We start from the raw sequence: 20,284 nt of genomic DNA, 5'->3' as shown, positions 1-20,284 counted from the left end.
TCCTTGAACGCGCGGAAACCCTTCCGTACGATCGCCCCGGGAGCCGAGCCGTGCGCCGCTTCAGCGTGGCCGGGAAACACTCGTCCCGACCCCTCTTCGGCGCTCTCCCCCGCCCTCCCTCGGGTCAGTGCCCCGCCGCGGCCACCACCACCGGTGTCCACTCACCACCCACCGGCACGCGGCGCCGCCGACCCTCCCTGTCGATTGGAGCGTCCGATGAGGACACCCGCGCATCGCCGTGCCTGCCTGGCGACGGCCGCGCTCCTGGCCGCCGGCGGGCTCGCCGGCATCCTGGAGCCGGCGGCGCATGCCGCCGCCCCCGACCCGGCGGCCCATGCCGCCATCGCCAACCCGGCGGCCCACACCGCCGCTGGAACGGCGCCCGTCGCCGTCACCGTCAACACCAGAGCCGCGCTGGCCACCGTGGCCGACACCGCCCTGGGCGTCAACGACGCCGTCTGGGACAGCCAACTCGGTACCACCGGCGTCTCCGATCTGCTGAAATCGGCCGGGGTACAAATGATCAGGTACCCGGGCGGATCGTACGCCGACATCTATCACTGGCAGGACAACACCGCGCCCGGTGGCTACGTCGCCCCGGACACCGACTTCGACACGTTCATGGGATCGGTGCGCCGGGTCGGCGCGCAGCCGATCATCATCGCCAACTACGGCACCGGCAGCCCGGCCGAGGCCGCCGGCTGGGTGCGGTACGCCAACGTGACGAAGGGGTACGGCGCCAAGTACTGGGAGATCGGCAACGAGCTGTATGGCAACGGGCACTACGGCTCCGCCTGGGAGGCGGACAACCACGCCGACAAGAGCCCGACCGGGTACGCGAACCAGGTCGTGGCGTACGCGAACGCGATGAAGGCGGTCGACCCGACCATCAAGGTCGGTGCGGTGCTCACCACTCCGGCCGGCTGGCCGGACGGCGTGGTCGCCGCCGGGGACTCCAGCACCTGGAACCAGACCGTGCTGTCCATCGCCGGCCCGTCGATCGACTTCGTCATCCTGCACTGGTATCCGGGCGGCTCGAACGCGGCCGACGCGCTGACCAAACCGAACCAGTTGAACGACGCCCTCTACCTCGTCCGCGACCAGATCGCCCGGTACGCCGGGCCGAACGCGCGGAACATCGGCATCTCGCTGACCGAGACGAACACGGGCTACGGCGAGGACACCCAGCCCGGCGCGCTGTTCGCCGCGGACACCTACGCCGACCTGTGGGAGAACGGGGTGTTCACGGTCGACTGGTGGGATGTGCACAACGGGATCGGCAATGTGTCCACTGTGGAGGGACAGACCGACTACGGCGACTTCGGCCTGCTGTCGAGCGCGACGTGTGCGGCCGACGGGACGACCTGTGAGCCGCCGATGAACACGCCGTTCGCGCCGTACTATGCGCTGTCGATGCTCGGTACCTTCGCACATCCGGGCGACCAGCTGATCCGGGCCGGTACCGACCAGCCTCTGGTGAGCGCGCACGCGGCCCGCCGCCGCAACGGCGACCTGGCGGTGCTGCTGGTGAACAAGGATCCGGCCAACTCGTACCCGGTGGCCATCGACTACGCCGGCTACACGCCATCGGGCGCCGCCCCGACCGTCTACTCGTTCACCAACGGAGCCACCGCGATCGCGAGCGCCCAGACCGGCACCGCGACCGCGCAGACCCTGCCGCCGTACTCGCTGACCCTGCTCGTTCTGCACCCCTCGGCGGTGCGCGCCGGCGCACCGGGCGCGCCCGGCATCCCGGTGGCCGGTGCGGTCAGCGACCGGACCGCCACCATCACCTGGCCGGCCGCCACGGCCGGCGGCCACCCGATCGCCAAGTACGAGGTGTACCGCCAGAACGGCACCACCAGCGAGGAGTTGGGCGAGACGTCCGGTACGTCGCTGACGGTGTACAACCTCAACCCGGGCACCCGGTACACCGTCAACGTGCTGACCCGGGACACCTCCGGCGCGGTGTCATGGGCGTCGCCGCCGCTGACCTTCGCCACCGGTACCCCGGCCACCAGCACCTGTGCGGTGCACTACGTCGACACCGGCGACTGGGGAAGCGGCTACGTGGCCAGCGTCGACATCACGAACACGGGAACCATCCCGATCAACGGCTGGACGCTCACCTTCTCCTGGCCGACCAGCCTGCAGAGCATGAACGGCGGCTGGAACGGGACGTGGACGCAGACCGGCACCACGGTCACCGTGACCAGTGCCGGTGGGACACCGAACCTGGCGGCCGGCGGCGGCACCACGAACGTGGGCTTCGTGGCCGGGTACACCGGGCCGAACGTGCCGCCCGGCGTGTTCACGCTCAACGGGACGGTCTGCACCAGCAGCTGACCCGCACCGACGACCGAGCCAGCCCGACGCGGGCGCCCGCCGAGGTGGGCGCCCGCGCCTGCACGCCCACAGGGGTCGGCCGACGGGGATGGGCGAGATCGGCCAGACGGGGGTAGGCCCTGTCCTGCCGATCATCTGCCGGCCTGCGGCGGGCCCAGGCGTCGACCAGATCGACAGGACAGGGCCTAGCGCGAAGCGGGGTCGACGGGGTACAAACACATCGACCCCTTCCTTTACGGCTTGACACAAGTCGGCGCCACGGAGAGAGCGCTCTCCGTGGCGCGGACGTCTCGCCACCGTCCCCGATAGGTAGGTCGCATGAGAACGCTCCACGACAGAGACGACGCGGGCAACGACGACACAGACAGAGACGGCACAGCCAGTGCGGGCACAGCCAGCGCGGGCACCGGCCACGGCGTCAGCCGGCGGCGCCTGATCGCGTTCGCCGCCTCCGCGGCCTCCGTGACCGCGGCGGGGCTCGCGGCCGTGCCCGGCATCGCCAACGCCGCACCCGGCACCGCACGAGCCGTCCCCGACCATTCCGGCCCCGGGCACTCCGGCTCGAACCACAGCCACGAGCCGGACTTCGGGCCGAACGTCTTCGTGTACGACCCGACCACCCCTTCCGCGCAGATCCAGGCGAAGTTCGACGAGCTGTTCGCGCAGCAGGCGGGCAACGAGATGGGTACCGCACGGTACGCGGTGCTGTTCAAGCCCGGCACATACACGGTCAACGCGAACCTCGGCTACTACACCACGGTCGCCGGGCTGGGCCAGTCACCGGACGACGTCGACATCCACGGCGCGGTACGGGTCGTCGGCCAGCCCGACCCGACCTCGGCGGCCGGCATCTCGGCACTCATCAACTTCTGGCGCTCGGCGGAGAACCTGTCCGTGACCCCGGACGGCGGCCTGGACCAGTGGGCCGTGTCGCAGGCGTCGCCGCTGCGCCGGGTACACATCCGCGGGATCCTGCTGCTGGAGCCCGGCAACGGCGGCTTCTCCAGCGGCGGGTACATCGCCGACTCGAAAGTCGACGGGCTGGTCATCAACGGCTCCCAGCAGCAGTGGCTCACGCGGGACAGCGAGTTCGGCGGCGGGTGGAGCAACGGCGTCTGGAACCAGGTGTTCTCCGGCGTGACCGGCGCACCGGGCGAAAGCTTCCCGAACCCCACCTACACCACATTGCCCACCAGCCCGGTCACCCGGGAGAAGCCCTTCCTGTACCTCGACTCCGCCGGCCGGTACCGGGTGTTCCTGCCCGAGCTGCGCCACGACAGCGCGGGTACCACGTGGTCCGCCGGGCCGGCACGGGGCTCCTCGCTGTCCATCGACGACTTCTACATCGCCAAGCCGACCGACAGCGCACTGAAGATCAACTTGGCTCTCGCGCTCGGCAGGCACCTGCTGCTCACCCCGGGCGTGTACCACTTGGAGGCGCCGCTGCTGGTGACCCACAAGAACACCGTCGTACTGGGCCTCGGCATGCCCAGCCTCACCCCCGACCGGGGCACCGCCGCGCTGCGGGTCGCGGACGTCGACGGGGTACGCGTCGCCGGTGTGCTCATCGACGCCGGGGCGCGCGTCTCCGACACACTCGTGGAGATCGGTACCGGCCCCGGCCACCGGCGACACTCGCACAACCCAATTTCGGTGCAGGACGTGTTCTTCCGCATCGGCGGCCCGTGGCTCGGCCGGGCGAAGACGAGCCTCGCCGTCAACAGCGACGACACGATCATCGACAACATCTGGGTCTGGCGCGCCGACCACGGCAACGGAGTCGGCTGGACCCAGAACACCTCGGACACCGGTGCCGTCATCAACGGCGACAACGTCACCGCGTACGGCCTGTTCGTCGAGCACCACCAGAAGTACCAGACCGTCTGGAACGGCGAGCACGGCCGGACCATCTTCTACCAGAGTGAGATGCCCTACGACCCGCCGAGCCAGCAGGCGTGGACCAGCCCGACCGGCAACGGGTGGGCGTCCTACAAGGTGGGTTCGAAGGTGAAGACCCACGAGGCGTGGGGCCTGGGTGTGTATTGCTTCTTCAACCAGGGCGTCGACATCCGGGCCGATCGGGCGATCGAGGTACCGACGCGCTCCGGTGTCCGCTTCCACAACCTGATCTCGGTGTTCCTCAGCGGCAGCGGTGGCATCGAGCGCACCATCGACGACGCGGGTACCGCGACCGTCGGCTCGTTCGGTACGAGCACCGTGGTCAGCTACCCCTGATCCGCGACAGGCTCACCGGCCCCGGGATGTCCAGAACCGGCTGTGTCCAGAATGGACGAGTCCAGAATGGACATCCCGGGCCTTCCGCGCCGCCGCCACGCCGCGAACGCGAGCCGGCCACGCGACCGGCGCCGCCCCGAACACGCGCCCGTGTCTTCGCCCTGGGCTGGTCCGTTGAGTCGTTGTGTCGTTCGCCTCGCCGACCTTCCTCTGGTTCTTCCTTCCGGCGGTCCTCGGCCTCTACTGGCTGCTGCCCGGGCGCTGCCGTAACGGGCTGATCGCGTCGGCGAGCCTCGTCTTCTACATCTGGGGTGCCGGGTCGTTCGTCCTGCTGCTCGCCGCCTCGATCCTGTGCAACTACCTCGCCGGACTGGCACTCGCGCGTGACCGCCGGCGCAGGACCGTGCTGGTCGCCGCGATCGTGGCGCAGTTGGCCGTCCTCGCGGTGTGGAAGTACGTCGCGTTCGCGAGCGCGCAGTTGCACCACGTCTTCGCGCAGGTACCGGCGCTGCGCATCGCGCTGCCGATCGGCATCTCGTTCTTCACCTTCCACGGGCTGAGCTACCTCATCGACGTGTACCGGGGCAGCCGCGCCCCGCAGCGCAGTCCGGTGGCGTTCGCCATGTACATCGCGATGTTCCCGCAACTCATCTCCGGCCCGATCGTCCGGTACCACGAGATAGCCGACCAGCTCGCGCAGACCTCACGCAACAAGGTGGACGACCTGGCGGCCGGGTTTCCGCGCTTCGCGCTGGGGCTGGCGAAGAAGGTACTCATCGCCGACTCCATCGCGCCGATCGCCGACGCCGTCTTCGGCGCCGACCCGGCAACCCTGGACTGGCGTACCGCGTGGATCGGCGCGCTGGCGTACACGGTGCAGATCTACTTCGACTTCTCCGGGTACTCGGACATGGCCATCGGTCTGGGGCGCATGCTCGGCCTCCAGTTGCCGGAGAACTTCGACCGGCCGTACTCCGCGGTGTCCATCACCGACTTCTGGCGGCGGTGGCACATGTCGCTGTCCCGGTGGTTCCGGGACTACCTCTACATCCCGCTCGGCGGCAACCAGGGGTCGGCCGGGCGCACGTACCGCAACCTGGTCATCGTGTTCGTGCTGTGCGGGATCTGGCACGGCGCCAACTGGACGTTCCTCGCCTGGGGGCTGTACCACGGCGTCCTGCTCATCGTCGAACGGGTCACCGGACTGGCCCGGCTGGCCCCGGACCGGTACGTGGTGGCCCGCCGGGCCGGGGCGCTGCTGTTCGTCGTCGTCGGTTGGGTGTTCTTCCGGGCCGGCACGGTCGGCCAGGCCGTCGGCATGCTGCACGCGATGGCCGTACCGCGGCTGACCGCCACCTCCACCCTGCTGGTCGACGCCGACATCGGCCGTCAGGCGGCCGTCATGCTGTGCGCCGGGCTCGCGGTCGTGCTGCTGCCCCGGCACTTCGCGATGGGGCGCCTGCTCAGCTCCGGTACCGGCCGGCTCGCCCTGACCGCCAGGTACGCGTGCAGCGTGCTGGCTATCGGCTACGTGTCGGTACTGGTCGCCGCCGGCACCTTCAGCCCCTTCCTCTACTACCAGTTCTAGCGAATACCACCAGTTCCAGCGACCACCAGTCCCCAGCGGCGCCCACCCGATTCGAAGGGTTCATCGACACATGACGGTGACGGAGAAGACCCACCAGCCGCGGCAGGCGCAGCGTGCCGGACCGTCCGGGCGCCACCCGGCCCGGCGCCAGATCCTGCGCCACCGCCGCCGGGTTCGGCCCAGTGCGGTGCTCGCCGCCGCGCTGGCCGTGCTGTTCTTCTTCGGCCCCGCCTTCGCCCGGCTCGCCGGGGTGCAGCCGACCCGGATCGAGAACCGGCCGCTGCGGCCCTTTCCGTCCGCCGCGAAGGGCTGGCAGTTCCTGCCCGGGCTGGACGGCTGGGCGGTGGACCACCTGCCGTTGCGCGACGTCGCGGTACGCGCGAACGGCTGGGTCTCCGAACACGTGTTCCGCGAACTGTCCACCCGGGACTCCGGCTCCCAGGCCGTGCTCGCCGGTCGCGACGGGTGGCTGTTCTACCGGGAGGACATGGAGCGCAGGTGCGCGCCGGCCCAGCCGCTGCAGGCCACCCTCGGGCAGCTGGACCGGCTGGGCCGGCTGATCACCGGCCTGGGTCGCGAGTTCGTGGTGACCGTACCGCCGGACAAGAGCACCATCGAGACGGCGATGCTGCCCCGGGATTACCCGTCGCGGGCGTGCGCCGAGGCGGCTGGACGGGCGTTCTGGGACCAGATCGGCGCCGCTCCCCCGGCCGGGTACCTCGACCTGAACGCCCCGATCGCGTCGGTCGCGAAGCAGCAGGGGCACGCGTACTACACCACCGACACCCACTGGGCCCCGGCCGCCACGGCGGCCTACGCCCGCACCCTGATGTCCCGCCTCGACCCGGCCGTGCTCGACTCGACGACGTTCACCACGAGCGGCTCGCAGATCAAGACCACCGATCTGACCAAGATGATCGGGATGCCGAAGACCGAGCGGGCGCCCGCCGTGCAGGTCCGCCGCGACGGCGTCACCGTGCATCGGGTGAGCCAGCCCCGGCAGGGGTACCCGGCGGGGCACAGCACCGCCACCACGACCGGTGCGCCACTGGACCGGACGCCGACGCTGATCCTCGGCGACTCCTTCACCGAGGAGTCGATGGCCGTGCTGGCGCCGTTCTTCACCGACCTGACGTTCGTGCACTGGGACCTGGCGCTGGCCGATCCGGCCGCGACCGCGCGGCTGATCCTCGGCGCGCGGACCGTCGTCGTGGAAGCCGTCCAGCGCGAGTTCGAGGGCGGCGCCGTGCCGCTCCTGGTCGCTCCGATGCTCGACGCGCTCGCCGCCCACCTGCCCGCGCCGACGGCGCATCCCTGATCGCAGTAGAAAGCACCGCACCGAGAGGCACCGCCCGTGACCAGCACCGTGACCTCCCAGAAGACCCAGCGGCTGACCGTGACCCGGTCGCCCACCTCCCGCCACCGCCGGTCCGAGCGCCGCTTGCGGCCCGAAGTGCTGCTCGCGCTCGTCGCCGGCGGGTGGGCGGTGGCCACCGCGGCGCACCTGCTCGGCGCCGACCTCCTGCTTCCCCCGCTCGTCCTGATCGTCACGGCGAGCCTGCTGCGTGCCGGGCGCACCCTGCTCGACCGGCTGATGCTGGCGCTGTTCCTGTTGCTGGGGACCGCCTGCGGGGCCGGACTGCTGCTGTCGGTCTGGCCGTGGGGGCTGGCGCCGGTGCCGGTCGCCGGTGTGGCGCTGACCGTGCTCGCCGTGCTCGGCACGGTGTCAGGCCGGCGGCCGGCACTGCCCCGCCCGGCGATCGCCGACGTCGTCACCGTGGCCGCGACCGCCGCCGTCGCGGCCTACCTGGCCATGCCGTACCTGCGGGCCAACCTCGCCGGCCGGATCGCGCTGGCGATGGCCGGTGAGGACCTGACCCGGCACGTCACCGTGTTCGACGGCATCCGTCAGGTCGGCGGGTACCTGTTCCTGCACGACGGGCAGGCCCGCCGGTACGTGTACTCCGGCATGATCCGGTACCCGCAGGGTTTCCACTTCGTCAGCGCCCTGCTCGACGGGTACCTGCCGCATCACGACTCGTCCGGGGTCACCGCGTTCAATCACCTGATCGGCTTCCACGTCGCCGGGTACGCCCTGATGACGCTGTCGATCCTGTGGGGTGCCCGGTGGATCGGCGGCCGGCTGCTGGCGACCGCGTGGCGTTGGCTTCCGGTTGTCGTGCTGCTGTCGGCGCTGTGCGTGAAGGGTGAGCTGACGGCCGACTTCGTCGACGGGTACCCGAGCGAGATCGCCGGTCTGGCGTTGGTGGCCGGGCTGATCGCGGTGCTGGCCCGGCCGGTCGCCGGGAGACGTACCCAGTTGCTGCTGGTGGGCAGCCTGCTGGTCGCGCTCGGGTTCACGTACTACCTGTTCCTGCCCGGCATGGGGCTGGCCGCCGTGGTGTGGCTGGTGCTGCGCCGGCGCCGTCTGCCGCATCCCGCCTTCACCGCGGCCGTCGCCCTCTCGACCGGCGTGCTCGCCCTGCTGCCGCTGAGCCTCGGCGTGCTGGGCGGCGGCCAGACCGAGTCGTTGAAGACCGCGGCCGCGTTCCACAACAGCCGGGCGGCGCTCATCGCGCTGGCCCTGCTGGTCGCCGCGGGGGTGTTCGGCCCGACCGGGCGCTGCCCGGTGGTGTGGCGCCTGTACCGCTGGTCGGCCGTGAGCCTGCTGGGTTACGTGCTCCTGCTCGGCGCCTACCAGAAGGTGACCACCGGCCACACCGGGTACTACTTCGAGAAGTCGTTGCACGGCGCACAGGTGGTGCTGTTGGTCGGCCTCGGTTCGCTCGTCACGCTGCTGCCCGCGCCGGTGCGTCGCGCCCACCGGTCCCGGCTCGCCATGGCCCTGCCCTCCCTGCTGGTGGCCGCCGCGATCGGGGCCGGGCTCGGGCTGGTTCGCGGCGACTCGCCGTACCGGCCGATAGCCGGCAGCGCCGACGGCAACTGGGGCACGGCGTGGCAGTCCCACCGGCTGGCGCCGACCCGCCTGGGGGTGATGGCCGCCGACCTCGTCGCGAGGTACCGGGAGCACCCGGGCTCCGGAGTCACCCTGCTGCTGGGCGACGACGCGTACGCCAACTACTCGGTGTCGCTGTTCGCCGCCGCGCTGGAACGCAACGCCGGCACCCCGATCTCCCGCGGGTTCTACATCGGCCACCTGCCCGGAGCGTCGAACGAGGCGGTACGCGCGATGATCCTGCGCATCGGCGTACCCATCGTTGCCGTGGTCACCAGCCCCCGGATCGCCACGCTGATCCGGGACCTGCAGCGCACCAACCCGCGACAGCACATCGAGCTGATCGACCTGTCCGGCGCCAAGGCGTGACCCGGCGGGCCGCTGGCATCTCCGCTCTCGACATCTCCACTGCTGGCATATAGTCGGCCGCATGGTCGAGGAACCGCCCGGGGAGCCGGCGCCGCCCGGGTATCCGCCGGAGCTGGCCGCGCTGACCGCGACCGGACCGGACGCCTACCTGACCGTCCACTATGGACCTGATCCGAACCAGTTCGGCGAACTGTGGCCGGCCGCGCGCGACGGCGACTGGTCTGGGTCGCGGCGCGGTGCCAGACGCGCCGAGCCAGACCGGTCGAATCACCCGGCACCGGTGGTGGTGCTCGTCCACGGTGGATACTGGCGCGACCGGTACCGGCTTGACCTGATGCACGCGATGGCCGCCGACCTCGCCTCGCGCGGGTTCGCGGTGTGGAACGTCGAATACCGGCGGGTCGGTTCGCCGGGCGGCGGCTGGCCCGGCACGTTCCTCGACGTGGCAGCGGCGTTCGACGCGCTGGCCGACCTGGCCGGACGGCACCGGCTGGACCTGAGCCGGATCGCCGCCGTGGGGCACTCGGCCGGCGGGCACCTCGCGCTCTGGGCCTGCGGCCGGCACCGGCTGGCGGGCAGCGCCGCTCTCAACGGCACCGCTCTCAACGGCATTGCTCCCGACGGCACCGCTCTCAACGGCATTGCTCTCAACGGCACCGCTATCGACAGCACCGCTCTCGACGCGGACGCCCGATCCACAACGAAAGCACTGCCCGCAACGGAAACACCGCCCGCAATGGGAGCACCGCCCCGCGTCGCGCCGGTTCTGGCCGTGTCGCTCGCCGGCGTCGCCGACCTGTGCCTGGCGGCCGAGTTGGGGTTGAGCGACGGCGCCGTACGGGGACTGCTCGGCGGCGGGCCCGAGGAGATCCCGGCCGTGTACGACGTCGCCTGCCCGGTACACCTGTTGCCGTTGGGAGTACCGCAGGTGGTGCTGCACGGTACCGGCGACCTCGACGTACCGCTGGAATTGAGCACCCGGTACGCGCAACGGGCCGGCGCCGAATGCGACCTGGTCGTGCTGCCCGGCGCGGACCACATCGCGCTCATCGATCCGACCAGCACCGCCTGGCCCAGCGTGCTGAACGCGCTCGCGCGCCTGTAGCACTGCTGTCCGGGCTGCTGTTGCGGCTGGAGGGTGCCCGCCTGCCGCAACGGCCGGCGCCGGCCGGCCGACCGCGTGGTCGACCGGCCGGCGAGGCCCTACAACGAACCCGGCTTCAGCGGACGGGCTTGGTGCCGCCGGTGGAATACAACAGGTGGCTGGAGAGCACGAGTCGCGGGTCATCCAGCAGCGCGATGATTCCCTGCAACTCATCCTCCGACGCCCCGGCGGCCAGCAGCACCGAGTAGGTCTGCCAGACGCTCGCCGCGACCATCCGGCCGCCGGCGCCACCGCCGATCCAGGACTGCCCGGACATGACGGTGTGGACGTCGGTGAGACCCTCGGCCACCATCCTTCCGTGAACCCGTCGGGCCCACGTCCGGTCGGTGCCGCGGCCGGCGAACACTTCCCGGCCCATGAAGTCCTGGAACCGGTTGAAGCGGTCCCTGTCCTCCGGGGTCGGCGCGTCCATCACCACGTCGGTGCGGGACGCGTCCCAGTCCTCGACCAGCAGCACGCCACCGGGCTTGAGGACCTCGTCGGAGACCAGCCAGTGCAACACGGCCTCGCGCTGCGGGATGTGCTGCAGCGTCAGCCGGGTGTGCACGAAGTCGGCCGGTCCCTGTGGTACGGGTTCGAACTGAGTGACGTCACGTTGCAACGACGTCAGGCGGTCGTGCTGGGGAATGCGTTCCGGACGAAGGTCGATGGCGATGACCTGGCCCTGAGGCCCCACCTGGTCGGCCAGCCACAGCGCGAAACTGCCGTGGCCGGCCCCCACCTCCAGACACGTCTTTCCTTCCAGGCTCCCACCGAGCAGCTCCAGCGTTCGGCTCCTGCTGCCCGGGTCGAGCAGGGCGGCAAGAGACTCGTGGTGCTGGTTCGCGTATTCGCCGAGGTTGTTCAGCGCGTAGCGCGAGTTTTCAGTCGTGGCCCGCATCGACGGCGAGTTCCCTTCTCAGCCCTGGGCGGTACTGGCCTTGGGAACGAGATCGAACGCGACCATCTTGCTCGGGTCGAAGGTGTTGGCGAACAGACCGGCGCCCTGCAGGATGGCGATGCCACGAGCGACCTTCGTCTCGTCCATCGTGCCGATCTCGTCGCCGGTGCCGCAGTACGGCTTCGACAACCTGACCTCGGCCGCCGCCGCCGCGGCAGGCTGCGGCGCCTGCACGGCCTTCTGCAGCACGGCGGCGGTGCCGTCCGGGTCGTCGAGCGACGCGGCGAGGCTCTTGTTGTACGCCCGGTTGAACCGCTTGATCAGGTCGGGGTTCGAGCTGACCAGCTTGTTCGAGGCGACCAGCACGTTGCCGTACAGGTCACCGAGGTACTTGCTGTACGGCAGCACGTTCACCTTGTCGGAGCTGCCCAGCGCGGTCTGAACGGCGGGCTGACCGACCACGAACTGGCCGATGCCGACCGTCGCCTTGCTCGCCAGGAGGCCCGGCAGCAGCTGCGGGTTCTGCGCGGGGACGAACTGCACCTGCTTGATCTGGGCGTCGGTCAGGCCGGCCAGCCGCGCGTACGCCGGGAACAGCGTCTGCGGCACCGCGCCGGCCTGCACACCGACCTTTTTGCCGATCAGGTCGGCCGGGCCGCTGACGTTGCTGCTCTGCCGGGTCATGATGGCCACGGTGGTGCGCTGGTTGATGGCATCGACAATCTTGAAATTCGTGTCGGTGTTCTTGCCGTAGTCGACGATCGCGCCCGAGTAGTCGATGGCGGCGAACTGCGCCCTGCCGCTCTCGATGAGCGCGAGGTTCGCGGCACCGGCCTTGCCCGGCTCGACCGTCAGGTCGATGCCCTCGGCCTTGAAGAAGCCCTTGTCCACGCCGTACCACGCGTAGGCTTCACGACCGAACGAACCGAGTCCGGTGACGTAGGTGACTTTGTCGAGGCCCTTCTTCCCACCGCCAGCGGCATCATCCGACTTCGATGAGCTGCTGCAGCCGGCTATCAACCCAAGGACCAGGAATCCTGTTGCGATTGTGCGCAGACGTCTCACGACGTGTTGTCCCTTCAGGGGAGGGGTCTGGGGTTTTTCGGAGCACAGTGTAGGGTGATGGCATTCGCCGCTCAACACGCTGGGTGCCCGCTTCTCTACAGATGTCCGGACCCGCATAGGCGTACGGCTGATGACCTGGCATAAAGCGATTCCACTTCATCGTATGGACCGTCACGAGTGTCCCAGCGTGACCGCGAGCGATACAAAGCGATGTGTGCGGTGGCCGAACGCTTTGCTGAAAGGCATGCCCACAGAGGGGACCCGCGCGATCGCGCGGTGTCACGGATGGCAAGATCCGGATAGCCTTGTGCGGTCCTGACGCGAACCGGGAGTGAAGATGGACGTCATCGACGAACAGCAAACACGGCCACAACACAACCTCGACCTCGACCGATTCCGTCTTCGCGCCTTCATCGAAGGTCTGATCGGTACCGATGAGCTGCAGGTTCTCGACGAACGCATCGACCTCGCTGACGTTGCCGAGGTGTTCGAGGGCAACCCGAAGGCGGTCCTGCTGCGGCAGGTCGGCCCCGAGGGCGCCGAGTTGGTCGGTGGCGCCGCCGGCAGCCGGGCGCGACTGGCCCGCGCGTTCGGGGTCACCCCGGGCGGGTTGCTGCCGGACGTGTTGCGGCGGCTGCGTAACACGCCGGAAATCGTTGAGGTGAGCCGCGACGAGGCACCGGTGCAGCAGACCGTACTGACCGGCGACGACGTCGACGTCACCGCGTTGCCGGTGCATCTGCAGCATGGCATGGACGGTGCGCCGTACATCTCGGCCTCGGTGGACTACGTGGTCGACCCGAAGTCCGGCTGGACCAACGTGGGCATGCGCCGGCTGATGCTGCGCGGCCGCCAGGAGACCGGTGTCGACCTGGTCTCCCCCAGCGACCTGCGCGCCATCTACCAGGCCAGCGTCGCCGAGGGTAAGCCGCTGCCGGTCGCGTTCGTCGTCGGCTCGCACCCGATCGACCAGGTCGCCGCGACGATGCGCCTGCCGGTCAACGAACTCGGCCTGGTCGCCGCGCTGCGCGACGCTCCGCTGCCGGTCGTCAAGTGCGTCACCAACGACATCCGGGTCCCGGCCGACGCCGAGTTCGTGCTGGAGGGGTACCTCGACGAGAACGGCTACGCCGAATCCGAGGGGCCGTACGGTGAATTCCTCGGGTACTACGGCGAAGTCAAGCGCAACCCGGTGTTCCACCTGACCGCCATCACGCACCGCCGCGACGCCCTGTTCCAGACCGCGACGATCAGCGGGCGGAGCATGGAATACACCGACAGCGCGGCACTGTGCGCGCTACGCACCGAGGTCATGGTGTGGCGGGCGCTGGAGACCGCGGTGCGCGAGCCGCTCGCGATCTGCGCCACGGCATCCAGCGGCGGCATGTTCAACGTACGCATCGCGCTGCGCCAACGGGTGCCCGGGGAGGCGCGCAACGCCATCATGGCCGCGTTCGGCTGCCTGGCCAACGTCAAGAACGTGTTCGTCGTCGACCCCGACATCGACGTGTTCTCCGACCAGCAGATGGACTGGGCGATGGCCACCCGGTTCCAGGCCGACCGCGACCTCATCGTCGACTCCCAGCTGCGCGCGCTGCCGCTGGACCCGTCGCTGGCCCCGGGCACCCGGATCGGCGCCAAGGCCGGCTACGACCTGACCTGGCCGTTCGGTTCCGACCAGCGGCTGGAGACGACGGTGCCCGAGCCGCCCCGGTACGAGGGTGCGCGCTTCGCGTCGGTGCGCGACGCGCTGGCCGACGGTCCGAAGTACTTCGCCGAACTGATGGCGGCGATGGGCAGCCGGGACGGTCGCGAGATCGTCCGCGAGCTGGACGCGCTGCGCGCCGAACCCGGTCTGGTCAGGGACGGAGCGGGCCGGCACGCTCTCGCCCCCACGAGCGCGGCCGAACCGCAGTAGCCTATCGCCGCATACCGTCGTCGCATCGGGAGATGTACCCATGCTCATGAAGACCAACGCAGTCCAGCGGGAGCGCGGTCTCCTCTACAAGGTGGGGCTTCCGGTCATCGGGCCGGTGGTCTTCATCGCGCTGTGGTGGCTGCTCATCATCGTCTTCCATATCCGGGCGTTCTTCCTGCCCGCGCCGCCGAACATCGTCTCGGCGTTCCTCGACAACGTGTCGATGCTGATGTCGGCGACCTGGGTCACGCTGGAGGAGACGCTCGCCGGTTTCCTCATCGCGACCGTGGCCGGGCTGCTGGTGGCGCTCGCCCTGACCACGTCGGAGGTGACCCGGCGGGCGGCCATGCCGGTGCTGGTCGTCATCAACGCCGTGCCGAAGGTGGCGGTGGCGCCGCTGCTGGTCATCTGGATGGGGTTCGACAAGACGCCGAAGATCGTCATGGCGACCCTCATCTGCTTCTTCCCCATCATCCTGTCCTCGATGGCCGGACTCACCGCGGTCCCGGCCGACCTGAGCGAGCTGGCCCGGTCGCTGTCCGCGGGCCACTGGAAGACCTTCGCCAAGGTGCGCTTCCCCGGCGCGCTGCCGCAGGTGTTCGTGGGGTTGAAGATCGCCGCGCCGCTCGCGGTCATCGGCACCGTGGTCGCCGAGATCGCGAACTCGACCGAGGGGCTGGGGTACGTCATGGTCAGCGAGGCGCCGCAGGGCGAGACGTCGGTGGAGTTCGCCGCCGTCGCCCTGCTGACGATCCTGACCCTGGCGCTGTACTACGCGCTCGTCGGCCTGGAGCGGGCGCTGCTGCCGTGGGCGCGGGAGACCAAATCCTAGGACCAGTCGCCATCGACGGGGGCCTGCACCACTTCGGTGGTACAGGCCCCCGTCGTTCCCGGTGCTTGCCGGCGCGGTCAGCCGCGGACGTGCCGGTCGACGAAATCGAGCACGGTCTCGTACCAGATCTGGGCGTTGCCCGGCGACAGGATCCAGTGGTTCTCGTCGGTGAACTGGAGGAACCGGTGCGGCAACTCGTCCGGCTCGCCGTCGAACCGGCTGACCAGGTCCCACCACAGCCGCAGCGCCTCGCTCACCGGTACCCGGTAGTCGCGGTTGCCGTGCACGACGAGCATCGGCGTACGGATCGAGTCGACGAAGTTGTTCGGCGAGTTCTCCGCGTACCAGTCCGGGTGCTCGGCCGGCGTACCGAACAGTCCGCTCTTCCAGTCCGCCGCGTCGGTCGTGGTGTGTTGCTGGTCCAGCGCCCACAGCCCGGCGTGGGTGACGATGGCACCGAAGCGGTCCGTGTGCCCGGCCACCCAGTTCGTCATGTACCCGCCGAACGAGCCGCCCAGGCACGCGGTGCGGTCCGCGTCCAGCTCCGGTCGCTTGAGCACGTCGTCGAGCAGCGCCTCGATGTCCGACCACACCAGGCCCGCCCGGTGCGGCCAGGCGCGGGCCAGCCACTGCGGCCCGTACCCGGTGGACAGCGCCGGGTCGGGCATCAGCACCGCGTACCCGCGGGCCACCGCCGTCCACGGGCACCACCGCCAGCTCCACGAGTTCGTCGACGCGAACGGACCGCCGTGGATCCACACCTGCACGGGTGCGGCCGACTCCGCCGAGACACCGTGCGGTACGCACAGCCAGCCGCGCACCGTCTGGCCGTCCGGAGCCACGGCCGTGACGTCCGTCAGCGTGCCGGGCAACGCGGGCGCGGCGTCCGGGGCCGGCAGCTCGACCGGGGTTCCGTCGCCGCGCAGCCGGACCGGGTGCGGCGGCCGGTCGATGGTGGTGCGCAGCGCGTACACGGTCTCGCCGGTGCGGTCCACGCAGACGCTGAGGTATGCGGCGTCGTCGGCGAGAGTGCGTACCTTCCAGCCGTCCACCGTCACGGCGAGCACCGCACCCCGCCCGTGCAGGTCGCCGGAGACGACCAGCGTGCTGCCGTCGCCCGACCAGGCCAGCTCGGCGGGGTACACGTCGCCGACCGGTACCTCGACCGGAGCGGCGGCCGAATCGACCTCGTGCACGACCAGCGCGTACGTCATCGGGGTGTCGAAGTCGCCGATGCTCTCCTTCACCGAGGCGACCAGGCGGCCGTCCGGCGAGATGGTCGGCGCGGAGTACAGGTACCCCTCGTCCGCGGCGAGCGTCCGCACCGCGCCCGAATCCACATCGATCAGCGCCAGCTGCCGATCCCGCTGGGCGCCGCGGATGCGCACCCGCCAGGTGACGGCGGCGAGGCGCCCGTCGGCGCTCAGCGAGACGCCGGCCTCGACCAGCTCCTTGCGGGCGCCACCGGCGAGCGCGCGCAGCCCGTCGCTGTCCCGGCCGCCGTCTCCGTCGCTTTCCCCGCCGACGGCGGGCCCGCTTGGAGCAACCGACTCGTCGAGGGCGAACAGGCACGGCCAGGCATCGCCCAGCTCGTGGTCCCAGAACCGGATGGGGTACCCGTCGTGCAGGATGTGGTTCAGCTTGCGGTCGGCGCGGTCCCGGCGCGCCTCGCGGTCGGCCTCCGTGTCCGTCACGCCGGCCAGCCGGCTGCCGCGCAGCAGCACGGTGCCCGACTCGCGCGCGACCAGCGGGGAGGACACGCCGCCCGGCGCCCGCGCCACGACCCTCGCCTCGCCGAAGGTGGGCAGCTCCCACAGTGCGGGCTCGTCGTCCTCGCCGTCGGAGTCCGGGCGTCCGGACACGAACAGCAACGACCCGTCCGGGCGGAACGCGGGCTGGTTCTCGCCCTTCTCGGACCAGGTGAGCCGGGTCGGCTCGCGTTGACCGTCGGGGTCGATCTGCCACAGCGCAGGCACATATCGCGCACCCTTCGCATCCGGCTCCTGACGCACGGCGATCAGACGTGAGCCGTCGGGGCTGAGTGCGAGGGAGGTGAGGCGGCCGAGGGCGGTGAACCGGGCGGGACTGAACTGGGCGGGATCGAATACGTCTGTCACGTGGATCAACTTACCGGCGCCGCCAAGCGGTCGATCTTGACCGGATTCGTCGGGTTCAGCCGCCGATGGTCGCCCCCTCGCTCAGCCCGGGGCTCACTCGTTGCCTCGCAGCTGCCGCAGGACGAGCGGGTCGATTCTGCCCGGTACCAGGCGCTCCTCCAGGTTCTCGACCCCGGCCCAGGCGCGCAGGGCGGCGTCCAGGTGCGGCTGCGTGGACAGGTCCGGCCGCGAGGACAGGTCGGGCTGCGCGTACCCGAGCCCGGCCAGCCGGTCGGCCACCTCGACCGCCAGCGGTCCGGCCAACTCCAGCAGCGTGTCCGGGTCCGGCCGGCCGAAGTACAGCCGGTGCAGCTCCCGCAGGCGGGACAGCTCCACGACCGGGTCGGTGTGGTCGTCCACGCGCAGGTCGACCGCGACGTCACCGGTACCGCCGTACCCCCGGTCGCGCTCGACCACCAGCAGCGCCGCGCTCTGCCGCCCGCGCCGGTCCCCACCGGTCCGGTCGCCGGCCAGCAGGGCGGCCAGCAGCCGGTCCGCCAGCTCGGCGTCCGGGTCGCCGGCGAGCCAGGCGCGTTCCATCTCCGCCACCACCTGCTCGCCGGCCAGGATGTTGCCCTGGATCGCGTACCCGTCGCCGGCCCGGCCACCGGCCCAGTCCATGCACTCCGCGCCGGTGAAGGTCGCTCCGGCACCGTCGCGGCCGACGACGCCCAGTTGCCGCTGCGTGCGTCCCGGGTCGGCCGCGGTCAGGCCGGCCACCACGCCGGCCGCGTCCACCCCGGTACGCAGCAGCGCCAGGCCCTGCGGCCGGTAGGCGAGGTTGGCGTACGACTGCGTGGCGAGCGCCCCGACGTCGGCCTCGGCCGCCGGTACCGCGCTGCCAACCCCAAGGAACTTGCTGGCCACGGCGACTCCGTGCGCCCGTCCGTCCGCCGAGCGCGCCACGATCGAGAAAGTCATGCGGCCGCCAGCGGCGTCGAGGCACGAGACGTCGCGGTCAAGCGGACCGCTGTCAAGGAAGTCATGCGCAGCAGGGTACGGCAGCCACCCTCCCATGATCGGCCGGAAACCCTTGACCTTGTGCCCGTTGTCCCGCGAAGCGCCTGACCAGGCCCGATACGCATGTCAATGTGTATCCCTATCAGTCCCATCGCGTCGTCGAAGCGGAGGTCACGTGAAGGGAAGACTGATCGTCGTGGCCGGTACGGTCACGGTCACGCTCATCGCGATGGCACCCGCCGCCTGGGCCGGCGCTACCTCGGCCGGCACTGCCGGACCGCGCCCGTCGGCGGCCGGATCCCACCAACTCACCCCGCAGATCGCCTGGGGCACCTGTGCCAGCGCCAGCCTGCGTGACGCCGGGGCGCAGTGCGGGTACGTGGCGGTGCCACTGGACTACGGGCACCCGAACGGTACGACCATCAAGCTGGCTGTCTCGCGCATCCCGCACAAGACACCGGACGCGCAATACCAGGGCCTCATGCTGGTCAACCCGGGTGGCCCCGGAGCATCCGGGTTGGGCCTGTCGCGGCTCGGCCAGTTCGTGCCCGGGCAGGCCGGCGACGCCTACGACTGGATCGGCTTCGACCCGCGCGGCGTCGGCTCCAGCATCCCGTCCCTCTCCTGCGACCCGGACTACTTCAGCCCCGACCGGCCGGACTACGCGCCGACCAACCAGACTCTGGAGAAGACCTGGCTGGCCCGCTCGAAGTCGTACGCGACCGCGTGCGGCAGGAACGCGGGTGCGCTGCTGGCGCACATGACCACGGTCGACTGGGCGAAGGACATGGACAACATCCGTGCCGCCCTCGGTCAACAGCAGATCAACTACTACGGATTCTCGTACGGCACCTATCTCGGACAGGTCTACGCGACCCTCTTTCCCCAACGGGTACGCCGGATGGTGCTGGACAGCAACGTCGACCCGCGCGACGTCTGGTACCAGGCCAACCTGAACCAGGACGTGGCGTTCCAGAAGAACATCGAGATCTGGTTCGGCTGGCTGGCCAGGTACGACAGCGTCTATCACCTGGGTTCGACCGAGGCCGCGGTGGAGAAGCTGTGGTACAGCGAGAAGAACCAGTTGCGCGCCCACCCGGCCGCCGGCACCGTCGGGCCCGACGAGTGGACCGACATCTTCCTGCTCGCCGGCTACTACCAGTCCACCTGGCTGGACCTCGCCGACGCGTTCGCCGGCTGGGTGCACGACGCCGACTCGGCCACGCTCGTCGACTGGTACAACGACGCCGACGGGCCGGGCGACGACAACACGTTCGCCGTCTACAACGCGGTGCAGTGCACCGATGTGCAGTGGCCGCGCAGCTGGAACCAGTGGCGCCGGGACAACTGGGCCACGTACCGGGTCGCTCCGTTCGAGACCTGGGGCAACGCCTGGTTCAACGCACCCTGCCTGTACTGGCCGGCCAAGGCGGACAAGCCGGTGAAGGTGGACGGCCGGAAGGTCGGGGGCATCCTGCTCATCGACGAGACGCTGGACGCGGCGACGCCATACGAGGGCAGCCTCGAGGTGCGGCGGCTGTTCCCGCACGCCAGCCTGATCGCCGAGCCGGGCGGTACCAGCCACGCGAACACGCTCGCCGGCAACGCCTGCGTCGACGACCAGATCGCGGCGTACCTGGCCAGCGGTACCCTGCCCGGCCGCAGACACGGCGACGGGCCGGACACGCTGTGCGCGCCGTTGCCCGAGCCGGTACCCGCCGCGGCGGCGGCGAGGGCCGCGCCATCCACTGCCGCGCCGCAGATCGGTCCCTCGGCGCTGCACCAGGTGCTTCCGGCGGTACGCCGCTGAGTGT

13 protein-coding genes are annotated in these 20,284 nt (G+C 70.6%); 9 read left to right on the top strand and 4 right to left on the bottom strand.

What is annotated here, in order from left to right; translation table 11 throughout:
• Positions 1-216 precede the first annotated feature (216 nt).
• The 6 genes from Raf01_RS14565 to Raf01_RS14540 all read left to right on the top strand — a co-directional run bounded on the left by Raf01_RS14565 (position 217) and on the right by Raf01_RS14540 (position 10,599).
• Positions 217-2,346, top strand: a complete 2,130-nt coding sequence (locus tag Raf01_RS14565) for a cellulose binding domain-containing protein (RefSeq protein ID WP_203918374.1) — start codon at positions 217-219, stop codon at positions 2,344-2,346.
• 318 nt (positions 2,347-2,664) lie between these two features.
• The gene (locus tag Raf01_RS14560) at positions 2,665-4,581 is read left to right on the top strand and encodes a pectate lyase-like domain-containing protein (RefSeq protein WP_239133608.1); all 1,917 of its coding nucleotides are present in this window, start codon (positions 2,665-2,667) and stop codon (positions 4,579-4,581) included.
• A 184-nt stretch (positions 4,582-4,765) separates the two neighbouring features.
• Positions 4,766-6,169 (top strand): MBOAT family O-acyltransferase, encoded by a 1,404-nt coding sequence (locus Raf01_RS14555; RefSeq protein ID WP_203918373.1) that lies wholly within the window; start codon positions 4,766-4,768, stop codon positions 6,167-6,169.
• Between the two features lie 70 nt (positions 6,170-6,239).
• On the top strand, positions 6,240-7,487 hold the full coding sequence (locus Raf01_RS14550) for an alginate O-acetyltransferase AlgX-related protein (protein ID WP_203918372.1): 1,248 nt from the start codon (positions 6,240-6,242) through the stop codon (positions 7,485-7,487).
• A gap of 36 nt (positions 7,488-7,523) precedes the next feature.
• Positions 7,524-9,494: a hypothetical protein gene (locus Raf01_RS14545; protein ID WP_203918371.1), complete on the top strand. Its 1,971-nt coding sequence runs from the start codon at positions 7,524-7,526 to the stop codon at positions 9,492-9,494.
• Positions 9,495-9,555: 61 nt separating this feature from the next.
• A complete protein-coding gene (locus Raf01_RS14540; protein ID WP_203918370.1) occupies positions 9,556-10,599 on the top strand; it encodes an alpha/beta hydrolase in 1,044 nt (347 codons plus the stop codon).
• A 115-nt stretch (positions 10,600-10,714) separates the two neighbouring features.
• Here the strand turns inward: Raf01_RS14540 and Raf01_RS14535 are convergent, their stop codons facing one another.
• Positions 10,715-11,539 (bottom strand): class I SAM-dependent methyltransferase, encoded by an 825-nt coding sequence (locus Raf01_RS14535; protein WP_203918369.1) that lies wholly within the window; start codon positions 11,537-11,539, stop codon positions 10,715-10,717.
• Between the two features lie 18 nt (positions 11,540-11,557).
• Positions 11,558-12,604, bottom strand: coding sequence for an ABC transporter substrate-binding protein (locus Raf01_RS14530; protein WP_203918368.1), 1,047 nt, complete (start codon positions 12,602-12,604; stop codon positions 11,558-11,560).
• Positions 12,605-12,941: 337 nt separating this feature from the next.
• Here Raf01_RS14530 and Raf01_RS14525 point away from each other — a divergent pair, with 337 nt between their 5' ends.
• Together Raf01_RS14525 and Raf01_RS14520 are read left to right on the top strand one after the other, a co-directional pair.
• Positions 12,942-14,522: a UbiD family decarboxylase gene (locus Raf01_RS14525; protein WP_203918367.1), complete on the top strand. Its 1,581-nt coding sequence runs from the start codon at positions 12,942-12,944 to the stop codon at positions 14,520-14,522.
• A gap of 46 nt (positions 14,523-14,568) precedes the next feature.
• A complete protein-coding gene (locus Raf01_RS14520) occupies positions 14,569-15,354 on the top strand; it encodes an ABC transporter permease (RefSeq protein ID WP_203918366.1) in 786 nt (261 codons plus the stop codon).
• 77 nt (positions 15,355-15,431) lie between these two features.
• On the opposite strand, the gene Raf01_RS14515 is transcribed toward Raf01_RS14520, so the two are convergent.
• Positions 15,432-17,471 (bottom strand): S9 family peptidase, encoded by a 2,040-nt coding sequence (locus tag Raf01_RS14515; RefSeq protein ID WP_203918365.1) that lies wholly within the window; start codon positions 17,469-17,471, stop codon positions 15,432-15,434.
• A gap of 93 nt (positions 17,472-17,564) precedes the next feature.
• Positions 17,565-18,431 carry a DUF1028 domain-containing protein gene (locus Raf01_RS14510; RefSeq protein ID WP_203918364.1) on the bottom strand — a complete coding sequence of 289 codons (867 nt, stop codon included), beginning with the start codon at positions 18,429-18,431 and terminating at the stop codon, positions 17,565-17,567.
• Positions 18,432-18,645: 214 nt separating this feature from the next.
• On the opposite strand from Raf01_RS14510, the gene Raf01_RS14505 reads away from it, so the two are divergent.
• Positions 18,646-20,280, top strand: coding sequence for an alpha/beta hydrolase (locus tag Raf01_RS14505; RefSeq protein ID WP_239133607.1), 1,635 nt, complete (start codon positions 18,646-18,648; stop codon positions 20,278-20,280).
• Positions 20,281-20,284: the final 4 nt, after the last annotated feature.

Source organism: Rugosimonospora africana (assembly GCF_016862975.1).
Classification (GTDB): domain Bacteria; phylum Actinomycetota; class Actinomycetes; order Mycobacteriales; family Micromonosporaceae; genus Rugosimonospora; species Rugosimonospora africana.
Note: the sequence above shows the minus strand (reverse complement) of the source record. Positions and strands in the feature narration are given on the sequence as shown.

Excerpts from the sequence above, each read along its gene's own strand:
- Raf01_RS14565 (WP_203918374.1), top strand. The coding sequence starts at position 217 with ATGAGGACACCCGCGCATCGCCGTGCCTGCCTGGCGACGGCCGCGCTC.
- Raf01_RS14525 (WP_203918367.1), top strand. The coding sequence starts at position 12,942 with ATGGACGTCATCGACGAACAGCAAACACGGCCACAACACAACCTCGAC.
- Raf01_RS14510 (WP_203918364.1), bottom strand. The coding sequence starts at position 18,431 with ATGACTTTCTCGATCGTGGCGCGCTCGGCGGACGGACGGGCGCACGGA.
- Raf01_RS14540 (WP_203918370.1), top strand. The coding sequence starts at position 9,556 with ATGGTCGAGGAACCGCCCGGGGAGCCGGCGCCGCCCGGGTATCCGCCG.
- Raf01_RS14560 (WP_239133608.1), top strand. The coding sequence starts at position 2,665 with ATGAGAACGCTCCACGACAGAGACGACGCGGGCAACGACGACACAGAC.
- Raf01_RS14550 (WP_203918372.1), top strand. The coding sequence starts at position 6,240 with ATGACGGTGACGGAGAAGACCCACCAGCCGCGGCAGGCGCAGCGTGCC.
- Raf01_RS14535 (WP_203918369.1), bottom strand. The coding sequence starts at position 11,539 with ATGCGGGCCACGACTGAAAACTCGCGCTACGCGCTGAACAACCTCGGC.
- Raf01_RS14520 (WP_203918366.1), top strand. The coding sequence starts at position 14,569 with ATGAAGACCAACGCAGTCCAGCGGGAGCGCGGTCTCCTCTACAAGGTG.